Raw genomic sequence first — 19,283 nt, 5'->3', positions numbered from 1 at the left:
CGGACAACCGCCGACACCACCGGCCACGCCGGCACCGCCGCTGCCGGCGTGGGCACGGTCAACCTCCGGCTGGCCTATCGGCCGCCGCTACACGCGGAGGCACTGCTCGACTTTCTCGCCCTGCGGGCGCTCCCCGGGGTGGAACACGCCGGCGACGGGGCATACCGCCGGGCGCTGCGCCTGCCGCACGGCACGGCGGAGGTCACCCTGACCCCGATGCCGGGGCACATCGCGGCAACCCTCCGGCTGGCCGACGTACGCGACCTGGCACCCGCGGTGGCCCGCTGTCGCCGGCTGCTTGACCTGGACGCCGACCCGGAGGCCGTCGACACGACGCTGGCCGCCGATCCGGCACTGGCCGCGGTGGTCGCCGGAGCCCCGGGGGTACGGGTGCCCCGCTCGGTCGACGGCTTCGAGATGGCCGTACGGGCGATCGTCGGCCAGCAGGTCTCCGTGTCCGGTGCCCGTACGGTGCTGGGCCGACTGGTCGCCGCCACCATCACCCCACCCCACCTTGTTGATCATGAAGTTATCGCCAGCAGAAGCGCCGAATCCGGACAACAACTTCATGATCAACAGGGTGGGGGGTTGCGGCCGTTCCCGTCACCGGAGGAACTGCTGGCCCTGCCGGACGACGTGTTCGGCATGCCGGCCGCCCGACGGGAGAGCATCCGTGCCGTGGCCCGGGCGGTGGCCGACGGGAGTCTCGATCTCAATCCCGGCGTCGACCGGGAGGAGACCGCCCGGCGACTGATCGACCTGCCCGGGATCGGCCCGTGGACCGCCGGCTACGTGGCGATGCGCGGGCTCGGCGACCCGGATGCCTTCCTCCCCACCGACCTAGCCGTACGCGCAGGCGCTGCGGCGCTCGGCCTCCCCGACACCCCGACCCTCCTGAGTGGACACGCCGAGAACTGGCGGCCCTGGCGTTCGTACGCCGTGATCAGGCTGTGGTCGGTCAGCTCGGCAACCGTGAACAAGAGATTGGGAAGACCGGAATGACTGCCCTGTACAGCACCAGAATCGACACTCCCGCCGGTCCACTGAGCATCATCGCCAACCCGGACGGCGCGGTCCGGGCGGCTGGATTCGGCACCGACGACGAGACGCTGATGGCCGTGGCACACCCGAGCATGCGCGCTGCGGTGGTGCCGCGACCGGACCTCGGACCGGTGACCACGGCGGTGCTGTCCTATCTCGACGGTGAGCTGGACGCCATCGACGAAGTGCCGGTCGAGCAGTACACCGGTGGCCAGTTCATGGCGCACGCCTGGCAGACGCTGCGGCAGGTCAAGGCGGGCGAGCCCATCACCTACACCGGGTTCGCCGAGCTGGCCGGACGTCCCCCGGCGGTACGGGCCGCCGCCGCAGCCTGTGCCCGCAACGCGGCGGCTCTCTTCGTTCCGTGCCATCGGGTGCTGCGCACCGACGGCGGGCTCGGTGGATACCGGTGGGGGTTGCCTGTGAAGAAGTGGTTGCTCAGTCACGAGGCTCGTTGACGACAAGCCACTTCTGCAACATCAGTGTTTACCTATACGGTCAGAGGGTGCCCGCGGACCGCGACGATGCGACTACAAGACGGTTCGGCGCGAAGCCGCCTGCCCTGCGCAGCCTGTGGCGACTACGGCAGTACGTCCGCCCCTACCTCGGTCAGCTCTTCTGGCTGCTGATCGCGGCGTTCGCCGCGACCGGGGCGGGCATCGCCGTACCACTGGTTGTCCAGCGGGTGGTCGACGGCCCGATCGCCCACCGCGACCTCAGTGGACTGCTCCGCCTCGGCGTGCTGGCGCTGGTGCTCGGGCTCGCCGAAGCCGGGTTGATCTTCATCCGGAGATGGGTGCAGTCGTCGCTGGCGGTGGGCATGGAAGCGACCATCCGCGACGACGTCTACGCCCATCTCCAACGGTTGGAGGTCGGCTTCCACGAACGGTGGCAGTCCGGCCAACTGCTGTCCAGGATCACCATCGACCTCTCGGTGATCCGGCGGTTCCTCTCCTTCGGCCTGATCTTCCTGGTGGTCAACGCCGCCACCTACGTCACCGTGGTGGCACTGCTGATCGGGTTGCATCCCGCACTCGGTCTACTCGTAGCCGCCAGCGCGATCCCGCTGTTCCTGATCAGCCGCCGGTTCACCCGCGCCTATCTCGTGGCGTCCCGGCAGATGCAGGACGAGCAGGGTGACGTCGCCACCCTGGTCGAGGAGTCGGCGCAGGGCATACGCACCATCAAGGCGTTCGGTCGTCGCCCACGGATGGCCCACCGGTTCGCCACCAGCACCCGGCAACTGCACGACACTGCGATACACAAGAGCCGCCTGCTGGCCAACACCTCGGCACTGTTCGACCTGATACCCAATCTGACCATGGCCGTGGTGCTGGTGGCCGGAACGGTGGCGGCGGTACGGGGCGGGCTGACCATCGGTGAACTCGTCGCCTTCGTGACGTTGCAGTTGATGCTCATCTGGCCGATCGAGTCGCTGGGCTGGATCATCGCCAACGCCCAGGAGGCGATCACCGCCGCCGACCGGGTGCACGAGGTGCTCGACGCGGAACCGGCGGTCACCGACCGTCCGCAGGCGGTCGCGGTCTCCCCCACGGACACCGCCGGGTCGCTCCGGTTCGCCGGGGTGTCGTTCAGCTATCCCGGTGCCGCCGGTCCGCTGCTGCGCGACATCGACCTGACCGTACATCCCGGGGAGACGCTGGCCATCGTCGGCGCGACCGGCGCCGGCAAGACCAGTCTGCTGTCCCTGGTGCCACGGCTGCACGATGTCACCGCCGGGCAGATCACCCTCGACGGACGGGACATCCGCGACATCCGGCTCAGCTCGCTGCGCCAGGTGGTCGGGGTCGCCTTCGAGGAACCCACGCTCTTCTCGATGTCCGTGTGGGAGAACCTCACCCTGGGTCGTCCGGAGGCCAGCGAGGACGACGTACGGGCAGCGCTCGCGGTGGCCCAGGCGGACTTCGTGTACGACCTGCCGTGGGGACTGACCACCCGGATCGGCGAGCAGGGCCTCTCCCTGTCCGGTGGCCAACGACAGCGGCTGGCCCTGGCCCGGGCGGTGATCGGCCGACCCCGGGTGCTGGTGCTCGACGACCCGCTCTCCGCGCTGGACGTACACACCGAGGCGCTGGTCGAGGCCGCCCTGGGCCGGGTGTTACAGGGCACCACCGCGCTGCTGGTGGTGCACCGCCCGTCGACCATCGCGCTGGCCGACCGGGTGGCGCTGCTGGCCGATGGTCGGATCGCCGCCATCGGCACCCACTCCGAACTGTTGGCCACCGTACCGGCGTACCGTGCCCTGCTCTCCGCCGCGCCAGCGACGCCTGTCACCAGCGCGCCTGTCACCAGCACGGCGGTCACCGGCACCGCCACCACCGGCACCACGGTCACCGGCACCACGGTCACCGGCACCGCCACCGCCGTCACCACGGATGCGGCTACCGCCACCGCTCAGGATCCTGGCGACCTCGGACTGGTCCGGTCGTAATGTCGCAGATGTCAGCGGAGGATCCCCGGTTCATCGACTCCGACATCCGTCGGTGGCGGGGAATCGCCCCGGAGGCGGACGCGGAACGGACCGCCGCGGAAGCGGAGGACCCACCAGCCATCGCGCGGCTGCGCAGCCGGAGTCGTCAACTGCTCGGCTCGGTGCTACGACCACACCGCCGGCTCATCGTGCTGACCATGGCCCTGCTGCTGTTGCAGAACGCCGCCGGCATGGCCGTGCCGTACCTGGTCATGCTCGGCATCGACCGGACCATCACACCGCTGGAGGACGGCAACGTCGGGCCGCTGGTCGCCGTCGCCGCTGCGTTCGTGGTCGCCACCGTCGCCGAGTACGCCGGCAAACGGGGATTCCTCATCCTCTCCGCCCGGGTGGGCCAGGCCGTCCTGCTCGACCTCCGCCGACGGGTGTACGACCACTTCCTACGGCTGTCGGTCGACTTCCACGAGCGCTACACCTCGGGTCGCGTCATCGCCCGGTTGACCAGTGACATGGACTCGATCTCCGAACTGGTCAGCGGGGGCATCGACGATCTCGTCCTCGCCGGCCTGTCCATCGTCTCGGTGGCCGGGGTCCTGCTGTGGCTGGACCTGCCCCTCGCGGCGGCCACCCTGCTGGCCTTCCCGTTCCTGTTGTGGCTGTCCCGCTGGTTCGCCCGGGCGTCGGCGACCGCGTACCGCCGCACCCGGGAGGCGGTCGCGCTACTGATCGTCCACTTCGTCGAGTCGATCGGCGGCATCCGGGCCGTCCAGGCCTTCCGCCGGGAGCCCCGTAACCAGCACATCTTCGCCGCCGTCAACGACGACTACCGCCGGGCGACCCTGCGGGCGTTCCGACTCATCGCCACCTACTCCCCCGGAATCAAGCTGATCGGCAACGTCACCATCGCGGTCGTGCTGACGTACGGCGGCTACCGGGTGTTGAACGGCCACACGGAGATCGGCGTACTCGCCGCGTTCCTGCTCTATCTGCGCCGGTTCTTCGAGCCGATGCAGGAGTTGAGCCAGTTCTACAACTCCCTACAGTCCGCCACCGCAGCGCTGGAGAAGCTGGCCGGGGTGCTCGACGAGAAACCCGCCGTACCCGAAGCGGAGCAGCCCGTGCCGCTGTCCGGGGGCCAGAACGGGCACCTGGACCGGGGCGCGGTCGAGTTCCGCCGGGTCTCCTTCGGCTACCGCCCCGACGTACTGATCCTGCCCGAGCTGGACCTCCGGGTGCCGGCCGGTCAGACCGTTGCGCTGGTTGGCGCCACCGGTGCCGGCAAGTCGACCGTGGCCAAGCTGGTCGCCCGCTTCTACGACCCGGTCGAGGGTGTGGTGAGCCTCGACGGGATCGACCTGCGCAGCGTCGGCGACACCGAGCTACGTCGGTCGGTGGTCGTGGTCACGCAGGAGAACTACCTCTTCGCCGGCTCGATCGCGGAGAACATCCGCTTCGGTCGACCGGATGCCGACGACAGCGAGGTCGTGGCGGCGGCCCGCGCGATCGGCGCGCACGACTTCATCTCCGCCCTGCCCGACGGCTATGCGACGGAGGTACGCCGCCGGGGTGCCCGGCTCTCCGCCGGCCAACGGCAACTGGTGGCGTTCGCCCGGGCGTTCCTCGCCGATCCCGCCGTCTTGATCCTGGACGAGGCGACCTCGTCACTGGACATACCGAGCGAGCGACTGGTCCAGCGGGCGCTACGGTCCATCCTGGCCGACCGTACGGCGATCGTCATCGCGCACCGGCTGTCCACCGTCGAGATCGCCGACCGGGTGCTGGTGCTCGACGGTGGCCGCATCGTCGAGGACGGGCCACCGGCCACCCTCGTCTCCGACGGTGGCCGGTACGCGGCCCTGCACCAGCAGTGGCGCGACTCGCTGGTCTGACCCGGCTCAGCCGCCGCCGCTGCGTCGGCCCCGCCAGTTCTTCCAACCGCGACGGATTGCGGTGCCCACGAAGACCGCGGTCACGGCGATCGAGGAGATCGGATCGTTGGCATGGGACCCCTGGTTGACGACCTTTCCGACGTCCTTGGCCACGCTCGCCGTGGTCTGGGCGGTCTTGGCCCGCGCCTCGCTCTCCTCCGTCGTACGGTCCTGGGCCTGGCGGCGGCGCAGCCGCTCACCGGCCTCGCCCTCGTCGACCCCACCGGGGCGGCGGTTGAGGTCCGGCCCGCCGTAGATGCCGTCCCAGTTGCTGTACGGGTTGTCGTCGTCGGCCCGGCCACCACCACCATCGCCCCGACCGCCACCGCTGCCGGATCCGCTGCCGGATCCGCCCCCGCCCGCCGGGCAGTTGTGCACCAGGACCGGCGCACTGGCGGCGAGGACGTAGTAGGTGTGGTCGTTGGCGACGGTGAGGTCGCGCAGGTAGCGGTCGCCGACGAAGTTGCGGACCTTGGTGACCCGCTGGGTCCGACCGGCCGGGTCGACCAGGATCGACGAGTTGGCCTTCAGGTCGGCGGCGTTGCGCCACTGCCTGACCGACTGGTCCCAGAACGGGTGGTGCTGGGTGGTGTGCAGGGTCGTGGTGCGCCCGTTACCGGTCACCGTGACGTCGGTGAGGTCCCGGTCGCGGTTGAGGTGCAGGGCCTCGACCTTGCGAGCGGTCGTCACCCCGGTCGTCGGGTCGGTCGCCTTGACCCGGTCACCGACGTTGACGTCCCGGATCGGGCGGGTCGAGCCGTCCGCCATCAGCACCCGGGTGTCCGGGTCGAAGCTGTGCGTACATCCGCTGCCGCTGTTCCTCGGGGTGCCGTCCGGGTCCGGTGGCCCCCGACGGGAGGCACCCCCCTTGGCGAAGCCGCCGAAGACCGCACCGATCCCGGCGCTCACCACCACGCCGCTGGCGTCGACGTGTCCGGTGAGCATGAACTGGCTCACCGCGTCGCCCACGCCACCGCTGAGGGCACCACCGGCCGAGCGTCCGACGAAGGAGCTGGCGAAGCCACCGAGCTTGCTGGTCACCCCGGCCGCCAACCGGCCGCCGATCGCGCCGCCGACGCCACCCATCAGGCCCTGTAGGGCACCGGTGCCGGCGGAGCCCAGCACGTCCCCGAGGTCGTCGATGTCCCCCTGGGCGGCGTCCTTGGCCACGTTGATCACCGCTGCCGCGCCGACCATGCAGGCGACCGCGCCCACCCCGGCCGTGGCCGCCGTACAGGCCAGGCCGGCGACGATTCCGGCGCCGATCGCCGCGACCTCCAGGATCGCGTTCTTGTGGTCCTTCACCCACTTCGCGGATGCGTGGTAGGCGTCCTTGACCTTGTTGACGGTCTTCTTGATCGCCCGGCTGGCCTTGGCCACCACCGCCTTACCGGCCTGCTTGACCTTGTTGTAGATCCGTTTGACCTTCTGCTTGACCTTGGCGACCTTGTGGGAGACCCACTTGCGTACCTGTTTGTACTTCTTCACCACCGCTTTCTTGACCTTGTGGTACGCCCGGGACACCGCCTTCTTGACCTTGCTCGCCGCCTTGCGGACCGTGTGCACGACCTTCTTGGCCGCCTTCTTGACCTTCTTGACCACCTTCTTGACGGTCTTGGCCACCTTCTTCGCGGTCTTCTTGACGGTCTTGACCACCCGCTTGGCGGCCTTCTTCACCTTCTTGACGAGGCTCTTGATCCCCCACTGCCCGTCGGGGTCGGTGACCGTCATCGGGTTGTCGTCGGCGTAGGCGAACCGGTTCGCCGCCACCGAGTCGGGCACCGGGTCGACCTCCGCGGCGTCCCGGGTGTCGAACTGGCCGGTGTCGGTGTTGTACCAGCGGGTCAGCATGTTGACCCGGCCGGTCAGCCGGTCGGTCCACTCCGACTGGTAACCGAGGTTGCCGATCATCCCGTTGCTGGCCAGCACCCGGCCCAGCGGGTCGTAGGTCGTCGATCCGGCCATCGTGGCGGCCGTCGGATCGAGCTGGCCGACCACGTCGTCGTGCTGGTCGGTCCAGGCGATCCGCTTCGTCCCCCCGGACGTCGCACCGACCAGGTCGGCCTCCGGGTCGCGGGTGTAGACGGCGGTACCGTCACCGGCCAGGTCGTTGCCGGCCCCGCTGTAGGAGAAGCCGGACCGCAGCACCCGGCCCAGGGCGTCGTAGTCGTACGTCTGGGCACCCGACCCGCCGACGCCCTGGCTGCGGATCTGCCCGAACGCGTCGGTCGCGGTGGGTAGGGTCTCGCCACCACCGGTGGTCGCCGCGAGGGTGCCCCGGGCCGTGTACCGGTAGGTGGTGCCCCTGTTGTCGCTGACCAGCTGGTTGCGCTCGTCGTAACTGAACAGCCGGTCACCGACCTGCACCCGGTTACCCGACTTGTCGTACGCGTAGACGGTGGTCGTACTGCCGGTGCTCCACGAGGTCAGCCGGTCGGCGAGGTCGTACGTGTAGGTGTTGCTGGCCGAGCCGGCGAACCCGGTGGTGGTCTTCGACGTCTCGTTGCCGTTCGCGTCGTACCCGTAGGTGATCTTGCCAACGGTGGTGCCGGCGGCCGACCTCACCTCGTCGCTGACCAGGCGGTGCTGGGCGTCGTAGCCGAAGGTACGGTTACCGCCCGAGCCGTAGGTGATGGTCCTGACCTGCGACAGGTTGTCGTAGGCATAGGTGGCCCGCACCCCGGTCGTGGCGTTGTCGACCAGCGCGAGCCGGCCGGCCGGATCGTAGTCGTACGAGGTCGTCCCGGCGGCGTCCGTCCGCGAGGCCAGCAGCCCGTCGGGGGTGTAGGTGAACGACGACGAGCCGGACGGACCGTCGGCCGACAACAGCATGTCCCGGTCGTCGTAGGTGAACGTGTTCGTGCCGGCCGGCGTCGTCGCCGAGACGACCCGGCCGCCGATGTCGTAGCCGAAGCGGCGCTCGCCGGTCGCCACCTCCGCACCCGCACCGCTCTGCCGGATCAGGTTGCCGACCTCGTCGTAGGCGTAGTCGATGGTGACCCCGCCGGGCAGGAACGCCCGGGTCGGGTCGCCGGCCGCGTCGTACGCCAGGGTGAACGACCGGTCGGCCAGGTTCCGGTACGCCGAGGTGGCCGGCTCGGTCTGCGACTCCGGCAGGTTCCAGGTGTTGTACGTGGTCAGGTACGAATGTCCCCGACCGTCGGTGAACCGGGTGCGGTTGCCGGCCGCGTCGTAGCCGAACGTCGTGGTGATCGAGTCCGAGCCGCTGATCGGCTGCACCTCGGAGGTGACCAGCCCGGTCGGGTCGTAGGTGAAGGTGGTGGTGGTGCCCCGGGCATCGGTGCTGGCGACGATGTTCCCGGCCGCGTCGTACCGGTCCGACTCCGACGACAGCAGCCGGCCGGTCGCGTCGTACGACCTCTCCGCGATCTCCCGACCGGCCATGTCGTAATCGGTGGTGGTGTACGTGCCGTCCGCCAGGGTCACCCGGGTCTGCTCGCCGGCCCCGTTGTAGGTGTATCTGGTCTGGTTGTTCGCCGCGTCGGTGACCGTCACCGTCTCACCGGCCGCGTTGTACGCGAGGGTGGTCGTCGCCCCCGCCGGGGTCTTCACCGACGCCAGCAGCCCGTTGGTGCCGTACGTGTACCGCGTCGTGTACGCCGCCCCGGTCTGCCGCACCACGTCCGTCGTGGTGATCTGGTTGGCCAGGTAGTCGTAGGTGGCGGTGGACTTCGCCCCGGTCGGGTCGGTCATCGACAACTGGTCGCCCAGCGGGTCGTACGTGTACGTCGTCACCCCCTGGTTCGGGTCGGTGACCCTGGCGACCCGACCGAACTGGTCGTACCCGTACCGGGTGATCCGGCCCAGCGCGTCGGTGCTGCTGGTCAACTGCCCCAGGGCGTCGTAGCTGTTGGTGGTCACCGGCGTGATCGGCGTGGTCGAGCCCGGCGGGGTGTAGCTGGGCATCCGGGTGGCGACCTCGCGCCCCTCCGCGTCGTACTCGGTGACGACCACGTTGCCGTTCGGGTCCCGGGACTCCACCTCCGCGCCGAAGGTGTCGTAGCCGGTGTACGAGATCGGCCGCACCAGCGCCGCCGAGCCGTTCGGCTCACTCTGCACGGCCGGGCCGACGGTGACGGTCGGACGGCCCGCCTCGTCGTAGTCGTAGTTGGTGACGTTGCCGTTCGGGTCGGTCATCGCCCGGGCCAGGCCGTCGGCGTCCAGCCGGTAGCTGGTCCGGACCACGCCCGCGTCGGCGGTCGGCGCGGTGCCGGCGTACACCTTGCCGATCTCGGCGGCGGTCAGCACCCGGGAGTACGCCTGGACGTCACTGATGCCGCCCTTCCAGTGGTCACCCCGCTCGGCGTTGTAGATGCCCGCCCCGATGAGCAGTGGGCCAAGGGTGGTGAACGGCGTGACGTGCGCCGAACTGCCCTCCTTCACCCCGTTGACGTAGAGGCTCAGTCCGCCGGTCGACGCGTCGTAGACCCCGGCCAGGTGGGTCCAGGTGTTCAGCGCCGGCACGCTGGTCGAGTTCGCCGCCGTACCACCGGCGTCCGGCACGTCGGCGTACTTCATGACGAACCGCCAGCGGTTGTTCGAGTTGTCGTACCGCAGCTCGAACGAACTCTGCTGCTTTCCGACGGTGGCCAGCACCTTGCGCCGGGCGGTGTTGTCGGTGAGCTTCACCCAGGCCGCGACGGTGAAACTGCGCGCGCTGTCCACCGCCGGGCTGTCCGTGGCCAGGTAGGAACTGGTGCCGTTGAAGGTCGCCGCACCGCCCCGCTCGGTGCTCCAGGTGACGTCCGTGGCAGCGGCCGGGTTGTTGCCCACCGAGTCCTTCGCCGTCGCGCCGGTGGTCTGGTCGAATCGCCACCGGCCGACCGGGGTGGTCAGCGAGTTGTGCGTGGTCTCGGCGACGACCCGGCCCATCGGGTCGTACATGGTCTCGGACCGGGCGAGCACCCCGGTCGGGTCCGAGAGGATCTCGGCCACCAGGTTGTCGTCGCGGGAGTAGTCGTAGCTGACGGTCCGCTTCAGGCCGGTCGGGTCCAGGGTCGACGAGGCCGGCCGACCGGCCGCGTCGACGGCGTAGGTGACGGTGGTGGTGCCGTTCTGCGTCTTCCGCGTGACCAGGTTCCCGGCCCCGTCGTAGCTGTCCTCCTGGACCACGAAGGACGCCCCGGTGGTCGGGTCCTTCCGGACCACCTTCGCGGTCAGGCCGTTGTCGGTGTAGGTGAAGGCGGTCACCCAGCCCATGGCGTCGGTCTGGGCGGCCAGCCGGCCCGCCGGGTCGTAGCTGCGGGACTCGACGGTCAGGTCGGTCGCCGGGCTGGGGTCGTTGGGATCGCCGACATAGCCGACCAGCGTCGAGGTGAGCAGGTTGCCCGCCGGGTCGTACGTGGACCGGATCTCGCCGCCGTCGGCGTCCAGTTCCTTGACCGGGTTGCCGTACGCGTCGTACTCGAACCGGGTGGTCTTGCCGGTGGCGTCGGTCGTGCTGACCTGCTGCCCGTACGCGTTGTAGGTCGTCTTCTCCGTCCGGGACGCGTCCCCGCCGGTCAGGTCGGCGATCGTCTGGGAGACGACCAGCCCGTCGACGTCGTACGCCGTCGTGGTGACCGGGGTGTGCACGGCACCGGTGACCCGGTTGGTGGTCGCCGGGTCGGTCCGCTTCACCGGCCGACCCAGCAGGTCGTACTCGTAGGAGGTGACCAAACCGGCCGGGAAGGTGTCGGTCGTCTCGGTCTCGGTCACCACCCGGCCGAGCCCGTCGTAGCGGTACGTGGTGACCTTCCCCGCCGGGTCGGTCACCTTCGCCACGTCACCACTGGCGTAGTAGACGACCGACTGCACCGCCCCGCCCGGCGTGGTCACCGTCATCGGCAACCCGGCCGGGGCGTACCCGCCGTCGAGGGCCGGCACGCTGGTGCCGTCGGTGTACGCGGTCCGGGTCACCCGGCTCAACGGGTCGGTGGTCGAGATCCGGTTACCCATCGCGTCGTAGGCGTACCTGGTCAGGTAGGTGTCGTCGGTGGCCGACGCCGACCGGCCGTCCCGGACGGTGAGCAGGACGTCGTTGCGTGGATCGGGGGTCAGCGTGGTGCTGGTGGCGTCCGGGTGGTACGTGAAGTACACCGTCGAGCACCGGCTGGCCGCCTGGTCCTGACAGGTGGTGTTGGAGACGATGTTGCCCCGCACGTCGTGCTCGGTGGTGGTGACGTTGCCGTTCGGGTCGGTCACCGTACGCAGGAAGCCCCGCACGTCGTAGCCGTACTTCGTCTGGTTGCCCAACGCGTCCGTCTCGGCGACCTGCCGACCGGTGGCCACGTCGTAGACGTTGGTCAGCATCCGGCCACCCGGGTCGGTCACCGTCACCGTCTTCGCCGGTACGCCCGCCGTCTCGCCCCGCGCCCCGAACTGCGCCGCCGCCTGGGCCTCGGTCAGCTGGGTACGGTAGAACGCCACCTCGGCGATGTCACCCTGGAAGTAGGTGGGGTAGCCGGTGTTGGTGCCGGTGTTGTTCAGCGTCTGGTCCGGCCAGACACCGCCGAGGAACCCGGCCCCCACGTACACCCGGTTCTGGCCGGTGTGCCCGACGGTGGACGTCTTGGTGTCGACCAGTTCACCGTCGAGGTACAGCGACTGGCTGGTCGTACCGGCGGCCAGCACCACGTGGTGCCACTGCCCGTCGGCGACGCTGGCCGCGCTGCTGAACATGCCGCTGCCGGAACGGTAGAACTGGCCGTGCAGCTTGCCGCTGGCCCCGATGTAGAGCGCCGGGGTGTAGCCCTGCGGCGTGGAGGCGTTGGTGATCGGGTCGGCCTGGTAGCTGAACAACGTCCGGTTGCCGCTCGTCGTACGGAACCACAGGCTGATCGAGTGCGGGCCGCTGGTCGGCACGTAGCCGTCGGCCAACCTGAGGTACGACGAGGTGCCGTCGAAGGTGGCCACGGTGGCGTCGCCGAACGGGCCGCCGGTGCTGCCGAGGGTCACCCCGTTGTAGGTGGCCGTGCTGCCGTTGACCTCGTTGATGGCATCGGTGGTGCCGGTCTCGCCGAACCGCCAGTAGTCGGCCGGGCCACCGGAGAGCACCGTGCCGGCGTACACCTGGCTGGAGCCGGAGACCGTCGGCCGGTTCAGCTTCCACACCCCGCCGTTGGCGTCGGTGACCTGGGTGACCGCGCCGGTGGCGCTGTCGTACGCGATGGTGGCCGACGGGTTGCCGGAGGGCCGCACCACCGAGGTCAACGGGCGGGCCACCTTCGTCGCGGTGCCGTGGATGGTGGCCACCTCGTCGGCGGTCAGCGACCGGTCGAAGAGCGCCGCGTCGCTGACCGTGCCCCTGAGGTACGCGGCGTGGCCGGTGTTGTCGGTGCCGCCGGTGTAGTGCGGCTGGTCGGGCCAGGCACCGCCGAGGAACCCGGCCCCGAGGTACATGTTCGCCGTGCTGTAGGCGTTGATGGTCTGGATCGCGCCGGTCTTGGTGCCGACCAGCGTGCCGTCCAGGTAGAGCCACTGCTTGTTGCCGGCCGCGGTGAGCACCACGTGGTGCCACTGCCCGTCGGTGACCGAGCCGCCGGTGGCGATCGGGTTGATGCTGTTGTCCCAGAACTGCCCGCGCAGCCGGCCGCTGGTGCCGAGGTAGAGCGCCGGGGTGTAGTTGCCGGCCGTGGTCGCGCCGCCGGTGACCGGGTCGGCCTGGTAGCTGAAGAGCGGCCCCTGGTCACCGGCGTCCGCCTTGAACCACATGCTGACCGCCAGGTTGGTGGCGGCACCGGAGAGTTGGGCGGGCAGCCGCACCAGGGAGGAGGTGCCGTTGAACCCGGCCGCCCTGGCCGTCGACCCCGGCAGCGGGCCCGGCTGGCCGAGCGCCACGTCGGTGTACGTGCTGGCGTCGGTGCCCTGGTTGTCGAGCATCTCGCTGGTCGCGGTCGTGCCGGACCGCTCGTCGAGCCGCCAGTACGACTTGGGCGCGGCGTTCATCAGGGTGGTCGGATAGAGCGATCCGGTCCCGTAGGTGTACGTGGTGCACGCCGTCGTCGACGTCGGTGGGCAGACCTTCGTCAACTGGTCGCCGGTGTAGCCGTACCGCCAGGTGGCGGCGGTGTCCGGTGCGCCGGGGGTGGCCGGGTCGGTGGTGACGGTGGCGACGTGCGCGGTGGTGGCCCCGGCCGGGGTGCTCCAGGTCAGGTGCAGCGCCCGTCCGGCGGCGGACCGGATGGTGGCCAGCCGGTTCGCGGTGTCGTAGACGAACGTCTCGGTACGGCCCTGCGCGTCCGCGATCGAGGTGACCCCGTAGCGTCCGGCGACCCCGGTGGCGGCGGTGAACGTGTAGGTGGTGCCGTCCTTGTCGACCAGGCGGTAGCCGCCGGTCACGGCGGTGAAGGTGGCGAACCGGCCCAGCGGCGGGGCGAACGACCCGTCGGTGTTGCGGCCGAAGGCGACGTCCTGGCCACCGGGATAGGTGACCACGACCGTCTGCAACGCCCCGGTGGCGTCCCGCTGCTCGGTGGCCCGGGTGTCGACGAGGCTGGACCAGCCGGCGCCGAAGGCCAGGCCAACCCGGGGATCCTGGCTGTTGTACGACCGGACCACCGACAGCGCCGGCCCGACCGTCGCGATGGTGGCGTCGGTCGCCGAGGTGGTGTAGTTGGCGACGCTCGGCTCGAAGCCCTGCCCACCGTTCTGCCCGAGCCCGGAGGTGATCAGCGGCTGCGGTACCGGCGTGGTCAGGGTGTTGATGGTCTGCGAGGAACTGGTGAGGAAGCCGTCGCTGGCCAGCACCGTCCAGTGGTAGGTCTGTCCCCAGGCCAGGGTGCCGGTCGGCACCACCCAGCTACGTGACGTGATCGGGCCGGACTCCTTGATCTTGTTGCCGGCCCTGTCGTAGACGGCGAAGTTGTAGGTCAGCGGGTTCGGCGGGTAGCTGTCCGGGTCGTGTGCGGCGACCAGGAGTTCCGGCGTCAGGCTGGAGACCGCGTGGCCGTGCGGCGGGTACTGCGCGTCCACCTGGGGTCGTACCCCGGCGGTGTAGGTCACCTGGAGGTACGGGCCGAGGCCGGCGGGGCCGTTGCGCGAGGTGAAGCGCTTCCACTGGGTGATGTCGGTCTGCGACGCCGACACCGCCAACCCGTTGTTGGTGCCCCCCAGCGCCCAGTTCTGGAACGTGTCGACGGCCAGCGGCACGGTCATCCAGGTGCCGATGCTCCGGTCACCGCCGGTGTTGGTGCAGGCCGGACCGGGGTTGGCGGTGACCGAGCCGATCGACGCGCCGAACGACGGGCCGGGGTAGCTGGTCACCCCCGACTCGGTCCAGGACTGGGTGATCGGATGCACGGTGAACGGCTTCGCGGTGCACGTGCCGGCCCAGGAATTGAAGATCTTCAGGGAGACGGAGGACAGCTTCGATCCACCGTACGCCAGGGCGAAGTTGTTGAAGTGCAGGAACGAGTGCGCCTTGGCGGTGCCGTTCCAGGTGCCGGCCAGCAGTTCGTTCTCGCTGCCGTGGTTGCCCGGCTGGGTGGAGTAGGCGTAGGTGTCCCCGGTGGCACCGAAGGTGGTGGTCGGGTCGACGGTCACCGGGAACACCCGGGCCGGGTCCCGCAGCCAGGCCCCGTCGATGGTCACCTTCAGCGCCGGGCCGCCCGCGTCCACCAGTTCGTAGCGCACCCCGTACGAGCGGGTGAAGGCACCGGTCTGCGGGTCGAACCGGGAGTCCTCCATGTAGCCGGCCGGGATGGTGGCCCGCACCGTCCCCCTGCGGTCGTGCAGGGTGACCGAGCCGTCGGCGGCCAGCTTCGGGGTCAGGCCGCGCAGTCGCATCGGGAAGACGTACGAGGTCGGTGCGGCGGCCGAACGCAGGACGATGGACTCCTTCACCTCCGTCGCCCGTGACTCGAACCGCAGGTCCACGCCGGCCAGCGCATCGGCGTAGGTGACGGTGTCCCCGGCCACCACCGGCGTCACCTTCGCCGCCCCGGCCAACGCGTAGGAGACCGAGTGGCCGGAGTCCACCCGCACCGTCGTCAGGTTCGCGTCGTCGGCGCGGGGGGCGAAGTCCAACCCGACCGAGTTGGCCCGCTGCCGGTAGCGGCCGTCCGCGCCCCGGCTCAGGTTCGGGTCGATCGGCGTCCACCTGCCGTCGGTGTCCCTGAAGTTCACCGGTAGTTGGTGGACCTTGCGGGTGTAGGAGCCGTCCGGGTTGGCGTACAGGTCGGAGGTCGCCGAGGCGGCCTCGGCGACCCGCCGACTCTTCGCCGGGCTGAAGCTGGCGTCGTCGCCGAGACCGGGTGTCACCGCCGCGCGCCCCCGTTGCCGCGTCGGTGGTTCGTACGCCTCCACCGCACCGATGCCCCGGCCCGGTGGCAGCCCGTTGCCCCGGCCCGCCCGGGTGTCGGCGTACGAGGCGGTCTCCGGCCCGCGCTTCGCTCCCCATGGCTGCACCGGAAGCCCGGTGACCAGCGGCGCAGCCGCCGCCCGGGCCGTCCGCAGCGCCGACCACAACCAGTCCAGCGGGAACGGATCGGGACCGGGGTCCTTCCTCTGGGGTACCACGAAACTGAGGATCATCACGGCCGCGGTGGCGATCGCCAACCGACGCGCCCAGCGCCCCACCGGATGGTTACCCGGTCGCCGGCCGTACCTCTGGTAACCACCCATGATGGAGCCTTCCTTCAGCACTCCAGTGAAGTTTGGCGATAAGCTTCAGGGTGGGGAACGGCGCAATCAATCGACCGGTAAAAATATTGAGGATTTCTTGAGGTACGCCGAGCGCGGCGGAGACGGACGCGGCGTCGCACCTGGCGCAACAGGTGCGACGCCGCCTATCCGGTCGATCAGTACGGCCGGTCGATCAGTACGGCCAGCCACGCAGGAACCGCAGGCCGAGCAGGAACGTGATCACGGCCGGCCCGGCGGCCAGCGTCATCGCCTGCAACCGGTAGTCGATCCGGTGCCGGAGCAGTTCCAACCCGTTGAGCAGGATGATCACGCCGGCCAGCATCATGAACCCGCCCCACCACGCGGTCTCACCGAAGTCGATCACGTCGGTGGTCATCAGCTGGAACGTCACGCCGAGGGCCGCCCCCGCCAACGCCAGCGAGGCGATCGTCCGGTGGAACGCCCGGGCCAACGGGTGCACCGGTCGCCAGAAGTAGGTACCGGCGACCGCCAGCGTCGGCAACACGATCATGATCGGCCAGCATCGGCCCATCGCCCCGAACATGAGGATCGCCCCGACCGCGAACACCAGTCCGCCCACCCAGGCCACCAGATAGCCGGTGAAGGCCCGGCCACCGCCCCGGGCCAGCAACGGCCCGCCGCTGGCGGCGATCAGGGCACCGGGCACCAGGATGAAGCCCGCCCACCAGTGGAATCGCCCGCTCGACTGCGCGGTGACCGTCACCGTCGTGACGGCCAGTGCCGCGAGCCCCGCGCTGATCAGCCAACTCGTCAAGGTCCGGGACGCGCCCGGTGCCCGGGTCCGCACTTCTGAAGTCACCCTGTCGACTCTGCCCGTCGAGTGCCGACCGGCACCATCCGGCCAGCCCTACCATCCACGGTCCGGCAGCCGTGCCCATCGTTCCTCGGACAACCAGCGACCGACTACACCAACAAGGACATACTCCCGCAAAGAGGCTTAGAAATCCCCACCACCGAAGTCACCGCCGCCGAAGTCACCACCGCCACCCCAGCCGCCGCCCCAGTCACCGCCGCCGCCGAAGTCACCGCCACCACCACCCCAGTCGCCACCACCGAAGTCACCGCCGCCGTCGAACTCGCCGCCGCCCTCGAAGCCGGCACCGTCGGAGAACCCACCGGCGTCGTAGTCGTACCCGGGGTCGGCGAACGCGGGCGAGAAGAGCGCATCGGCGATCAACATGCCGCCGAGCACGCCGGCACCAGCGGCAAGACCGGTCTTCCACCAGGGCGTCGAATACCAGCCCGCCGGCACCGGCCGCCCCTGCATCCGGCCACCCGGGTAGTAGTAGGGCGTACCGGCACCCGGACGCGGCCCGGCCTTGAAGACCTGCCCCTGCACGTTGACCTCACGCGGCACGGTCAGCGCACCGGCCCCCCGGGCGGCAGCCAACTGCGGCAACTCCGGGCCGGGATCGATGCCGAGCGCCACCCGGGCCGCCCGGATGTAGGCCAGCCCCTCCAGCGCGGTCTCCCGGGCCAGTTCGTACTGCCGGGTCGTCCGGGCCTGATCCAACTGGCCACCGGCGGCGGTGTACCGCTCCCCCGCGTCGGCCAGCGCCTGCCGTACCGCCGGATCGTCGCCGTGCAGGCCCATCAACTGGCCGCCCAGCCGCTCGTACCACCGCTGCGCGTCGGCCCGGGCGTCGGCCAGCGCCCGCGCCTGCCGGGCGGTGCTCTCCCGCTGCCACCACAGGAAGCCGCCGACGACCAGCACCAGAAGCAGGAAGAACAAGACCCAGGTCATAGGTACGACGTTAGCTCCGTCTGGCCAGCCCCACGGCGAGCCAGCGAGCCAGGTCACAGTGTGGCCGTACCTGTTTGACATGCTCGCGGGGTGGATGCTGCGACGGTGGCGGTGGTGATCGTCTGTCTCGGCGCGGGCGGGGCCGGCGGCTGGCTGGCCGCCCGCGCCCGCTCGGCGACCGAGATCGCCCGGCTCGACGCGACCCTGCGGGCGACCCGGGAGGGCGAGGGACGGCTGGAGCAGTCGATGCGGGCGTTGAGTTACGAAGCGACCGCGCAGTCCCAGGAGGCGGTGGCCCGCGCGGTCGCCCCGCTACACGAAACGTTACGCCGCTACGAGCAGCGGGTGGCCGAGCTGGAACACGACCGGGTGGACGCCTACGCCGAACTGCGTGAGCAGGTACGGACCATGAGCGCCGTCTCCGGCGAGCTACGCACCGAGACCAAGCAACTGGTGGCGGCGCTGCGCGCCCCCCAGGTACGCGGTCGGTGGGGCGAGCACCAGCTCCGTCGTATCGTCGAGGCCGCCGGCCTGCTGGAGCACTGCGACTTCGCCGAACAGGTCACCGCCTCGACCGACCACCAGGGGGTACGCCCCGACCTGGTGGTCCGGCTGCACGGCGGCCGTTCGGTGGTGGTGGACGCGAAGGCGCCGTTCGACGCGTACCTGACCGCCATGGAGGCCCGGGACGAGCGGGGGCGGAACCAGCACCTCGACGCGCACGCCCGACACCTCAGGGCCCACGTCGACTCGCTCTCCGCCAAGTCCTACTGGGCGGCGTTCGAATCCACGCCGGAGTTCGTGGTCCTCTTCGTCCCGGCCGACCCGTTCCTCGACGTCGCCCTCCAGCGGGACCCGACGCTGCTGGAGCACGCCTTCGCCCGCAACGTGGTGCTGGCCACCCCGGCCACCCTGGTCGCCCTGCTACGTACGATCGCCTACGCCTGGCGGCAGGAGTCGCTCGCCCGCAACGCGGTGGCCGTACACTCGCTGGCCCGCGAGCTGTACGGCCGACTGTCCACACTGGGCGAACACGTCACCAGGCTGGGTACGTCGCTGGGCAGCGCGGTGACCGCCTACAACCGGGCGGTCGGGTCGTTGGAGGCGCGGGTGCTGGTCAGCGCCCGTAAGCTCGCCGATCTCGGGGTCTCCGGCGACGAACTGCCCACACCGGGCCAGGTCGAGGTGGCACCCCGGCAACCGCAGGCCCCGGAGCTGCTCGATACACCTGGTTCGGCCGGATCAACGTCCCGAGTAGATGATCGGACAGTCAGCCGAGAGAGCGCCTAGTCTCCCTCACCGAGCCTTATAGTCTCTTCCACCGACTCCGACCATCAGATCGATGGCTACTAGTCGTGATCGTACTGTCGCAACCTGACCGCCAGTCGACCATTTCGCGTCACGGGGTGGTCACAAAGGTACTTGTCAGTAGTGACAGACAGCGAGATACCAC

7 protein-coding genes and 1 pseudogene are annotated in these 19,283 nt (G+C 70.2%); 5 read left to right on the top strand and 3 right to left on the bottom strand.

Translation table 11 applies throughout. The features are described 5' to 3' along the window. The 4 genes and pseudogenes from ACFQ4H_RS20590 to ACFQ4H_RS20575 form a co-directional block, all read left to right on the top strand. Positions 1-1,002 (top strand): DNA-3-methyladenine glycosylase family protein (locus ACFQ4H_RS20590; RefSeq protein WP_377572712.1); only part of this gene is annotated, 1,002 nt, incomplete at its 5' end. Then, positions 999-1,499 carry a methylated-DNA--[protein]-cysteine S-methyltransferase gene (locus tag ACFQ4H_RS20585; protein WP_377572710.1) on the top strand — a complete coding sequence of 167 codons (501 nt, stop codon included), beginning with the start codon at positions 999-1,001 and terminating at the stop codon, positions 1,497-1,499. The genes ACFQ4H_RS20590 and ACFQ4H_RS20585, both read left to right, overlap by 4 nt. Before the next feature lie 47 nt (positions 1,500-1,546). Next, a pseudogene (locus ACFQ4H_RS20580) lies at positions 1,547-3,322 on the top strand (ABC transporter ATP-binding protein); the annotation flags it as partial. A gap of 179 nt (positions 3,323-3,501) precedes the next feature. Next, positions 3,502-5,382 carry an ABC transporter ATP-binding protein gene (locus tag ACFQ4H_RS20575; RefSeq protein WP_377572708.1) on the top strand — a complete coding sequence of 627 codons (1,881 nt, stop codon included), beginning with the start codon at positions 3,502-3,504 and terminating at the stop codon, positions 5,380-5,382. A 6-nt stretch (positions 5,383-5,388) separates the two neighbouring features. Here the strand turns inward: ACFQ4H_RS20575 and ACFQ4H_RS20570 are convergent, their stop codons facing one another. From ACFQ4H_RS20570 to ACFQ4H_RS20560, 3 genes are all read right to left on the bottom strand, one after another. Further along, entirely contained in the window at positions 5,389-16,044 is a 10,656-nt protein-coding gene (locus tag ACFQ4H_RS20570; RefSeq protein ID WP_377572706.1) for a LamG-like jellyroll fold domain-containing protein, read from the bottom strand. Between the two features lie 193 nt (positions 16,045-16,237). After that, positions 16,238-16,885, bottom strand: coding sequence for a hypothetical protein (locus ACFQ4H_RS20565; protein ID WP_377572705.1), 648 nt, complete (start codon positions 16,883-16,885; stop codon positions 16,238-16,240). A gap of 138 nt (positions 16,886-17,023) precedes the next feature. Next, on the bottom strand, positions 17,024-17,830 hold the full coding sequence (locus ACFQ4H_RS20560; RefSeq protein ID WP_377572703.1) for a hypothetical protein: 807 nt from the start codon (positions 17,828-17,830) through the stop codon (positions 17,024-17,026). A gap of 90 nt (positions 17,831-17,920) precedes the next feature. Between ACFQ4H_RS20560 and ACFQ4H_RS20555 the strand changes: the two genes are divergently transcribed. Then, complete coding sequence (locus ACFQ4H_RS20555; RefSeq protein ID WP_377572701.1) at positions 17,921-19,120, top strand: DNA recombination protein RmuC; 1,200 nt, start codon at positions 17,921-17,923, stop codon at positions 19,118-19,120. Positions 19,121-19,283 lie beyond the last annotated feature (163 nt).

It is taken from the genome of Micromonospora sonneratiae, from assembly GCF_042679305.1.
Taxonomy (GTDB): Bacteria; Actinomycetota; Actinomycetes; order Mycobacteriales; family Micromonosporaceae; genus Micromonospora_H; species Micromonospora_H sonneratiae.
Note: the sequence above shows the minus strand (reverse complement) of the source record. Positions and strands in the feature narration are given on the sequence as shown.

Coding starts and splice junctions, on each gene's coding strand:
- ACFQ4H_RS20585 (WP_377572710.1), top strand. CDS start 999: ATGACTGCCCTGTACAGCACCAGAATCGACACTCCCGCCGGTCCACTG.
- ACFQ4H_RS20575 (WP_377572708.1), top strand. CDS start 3,502: ATGTCAGCGGAGGATCCCCGGTTCATCGACTCCGACATCCGTCGGTGG.
- ACFQ4H_RS20570 (WP_377572706.1), bottom strand. CDS start 16,044: ATGGGTGGTTACCAGAGGTACGGCCGGCGACCGGGTAACCATCCGGTG.
- ACFQ4H_RS20560 (WP_377572703.1), bottom strand. CDS start 17,830: ATGACCTGGGTCTTGTTCTTCCTGCTTCTGGTGCTGGTCGTCGGCGGC.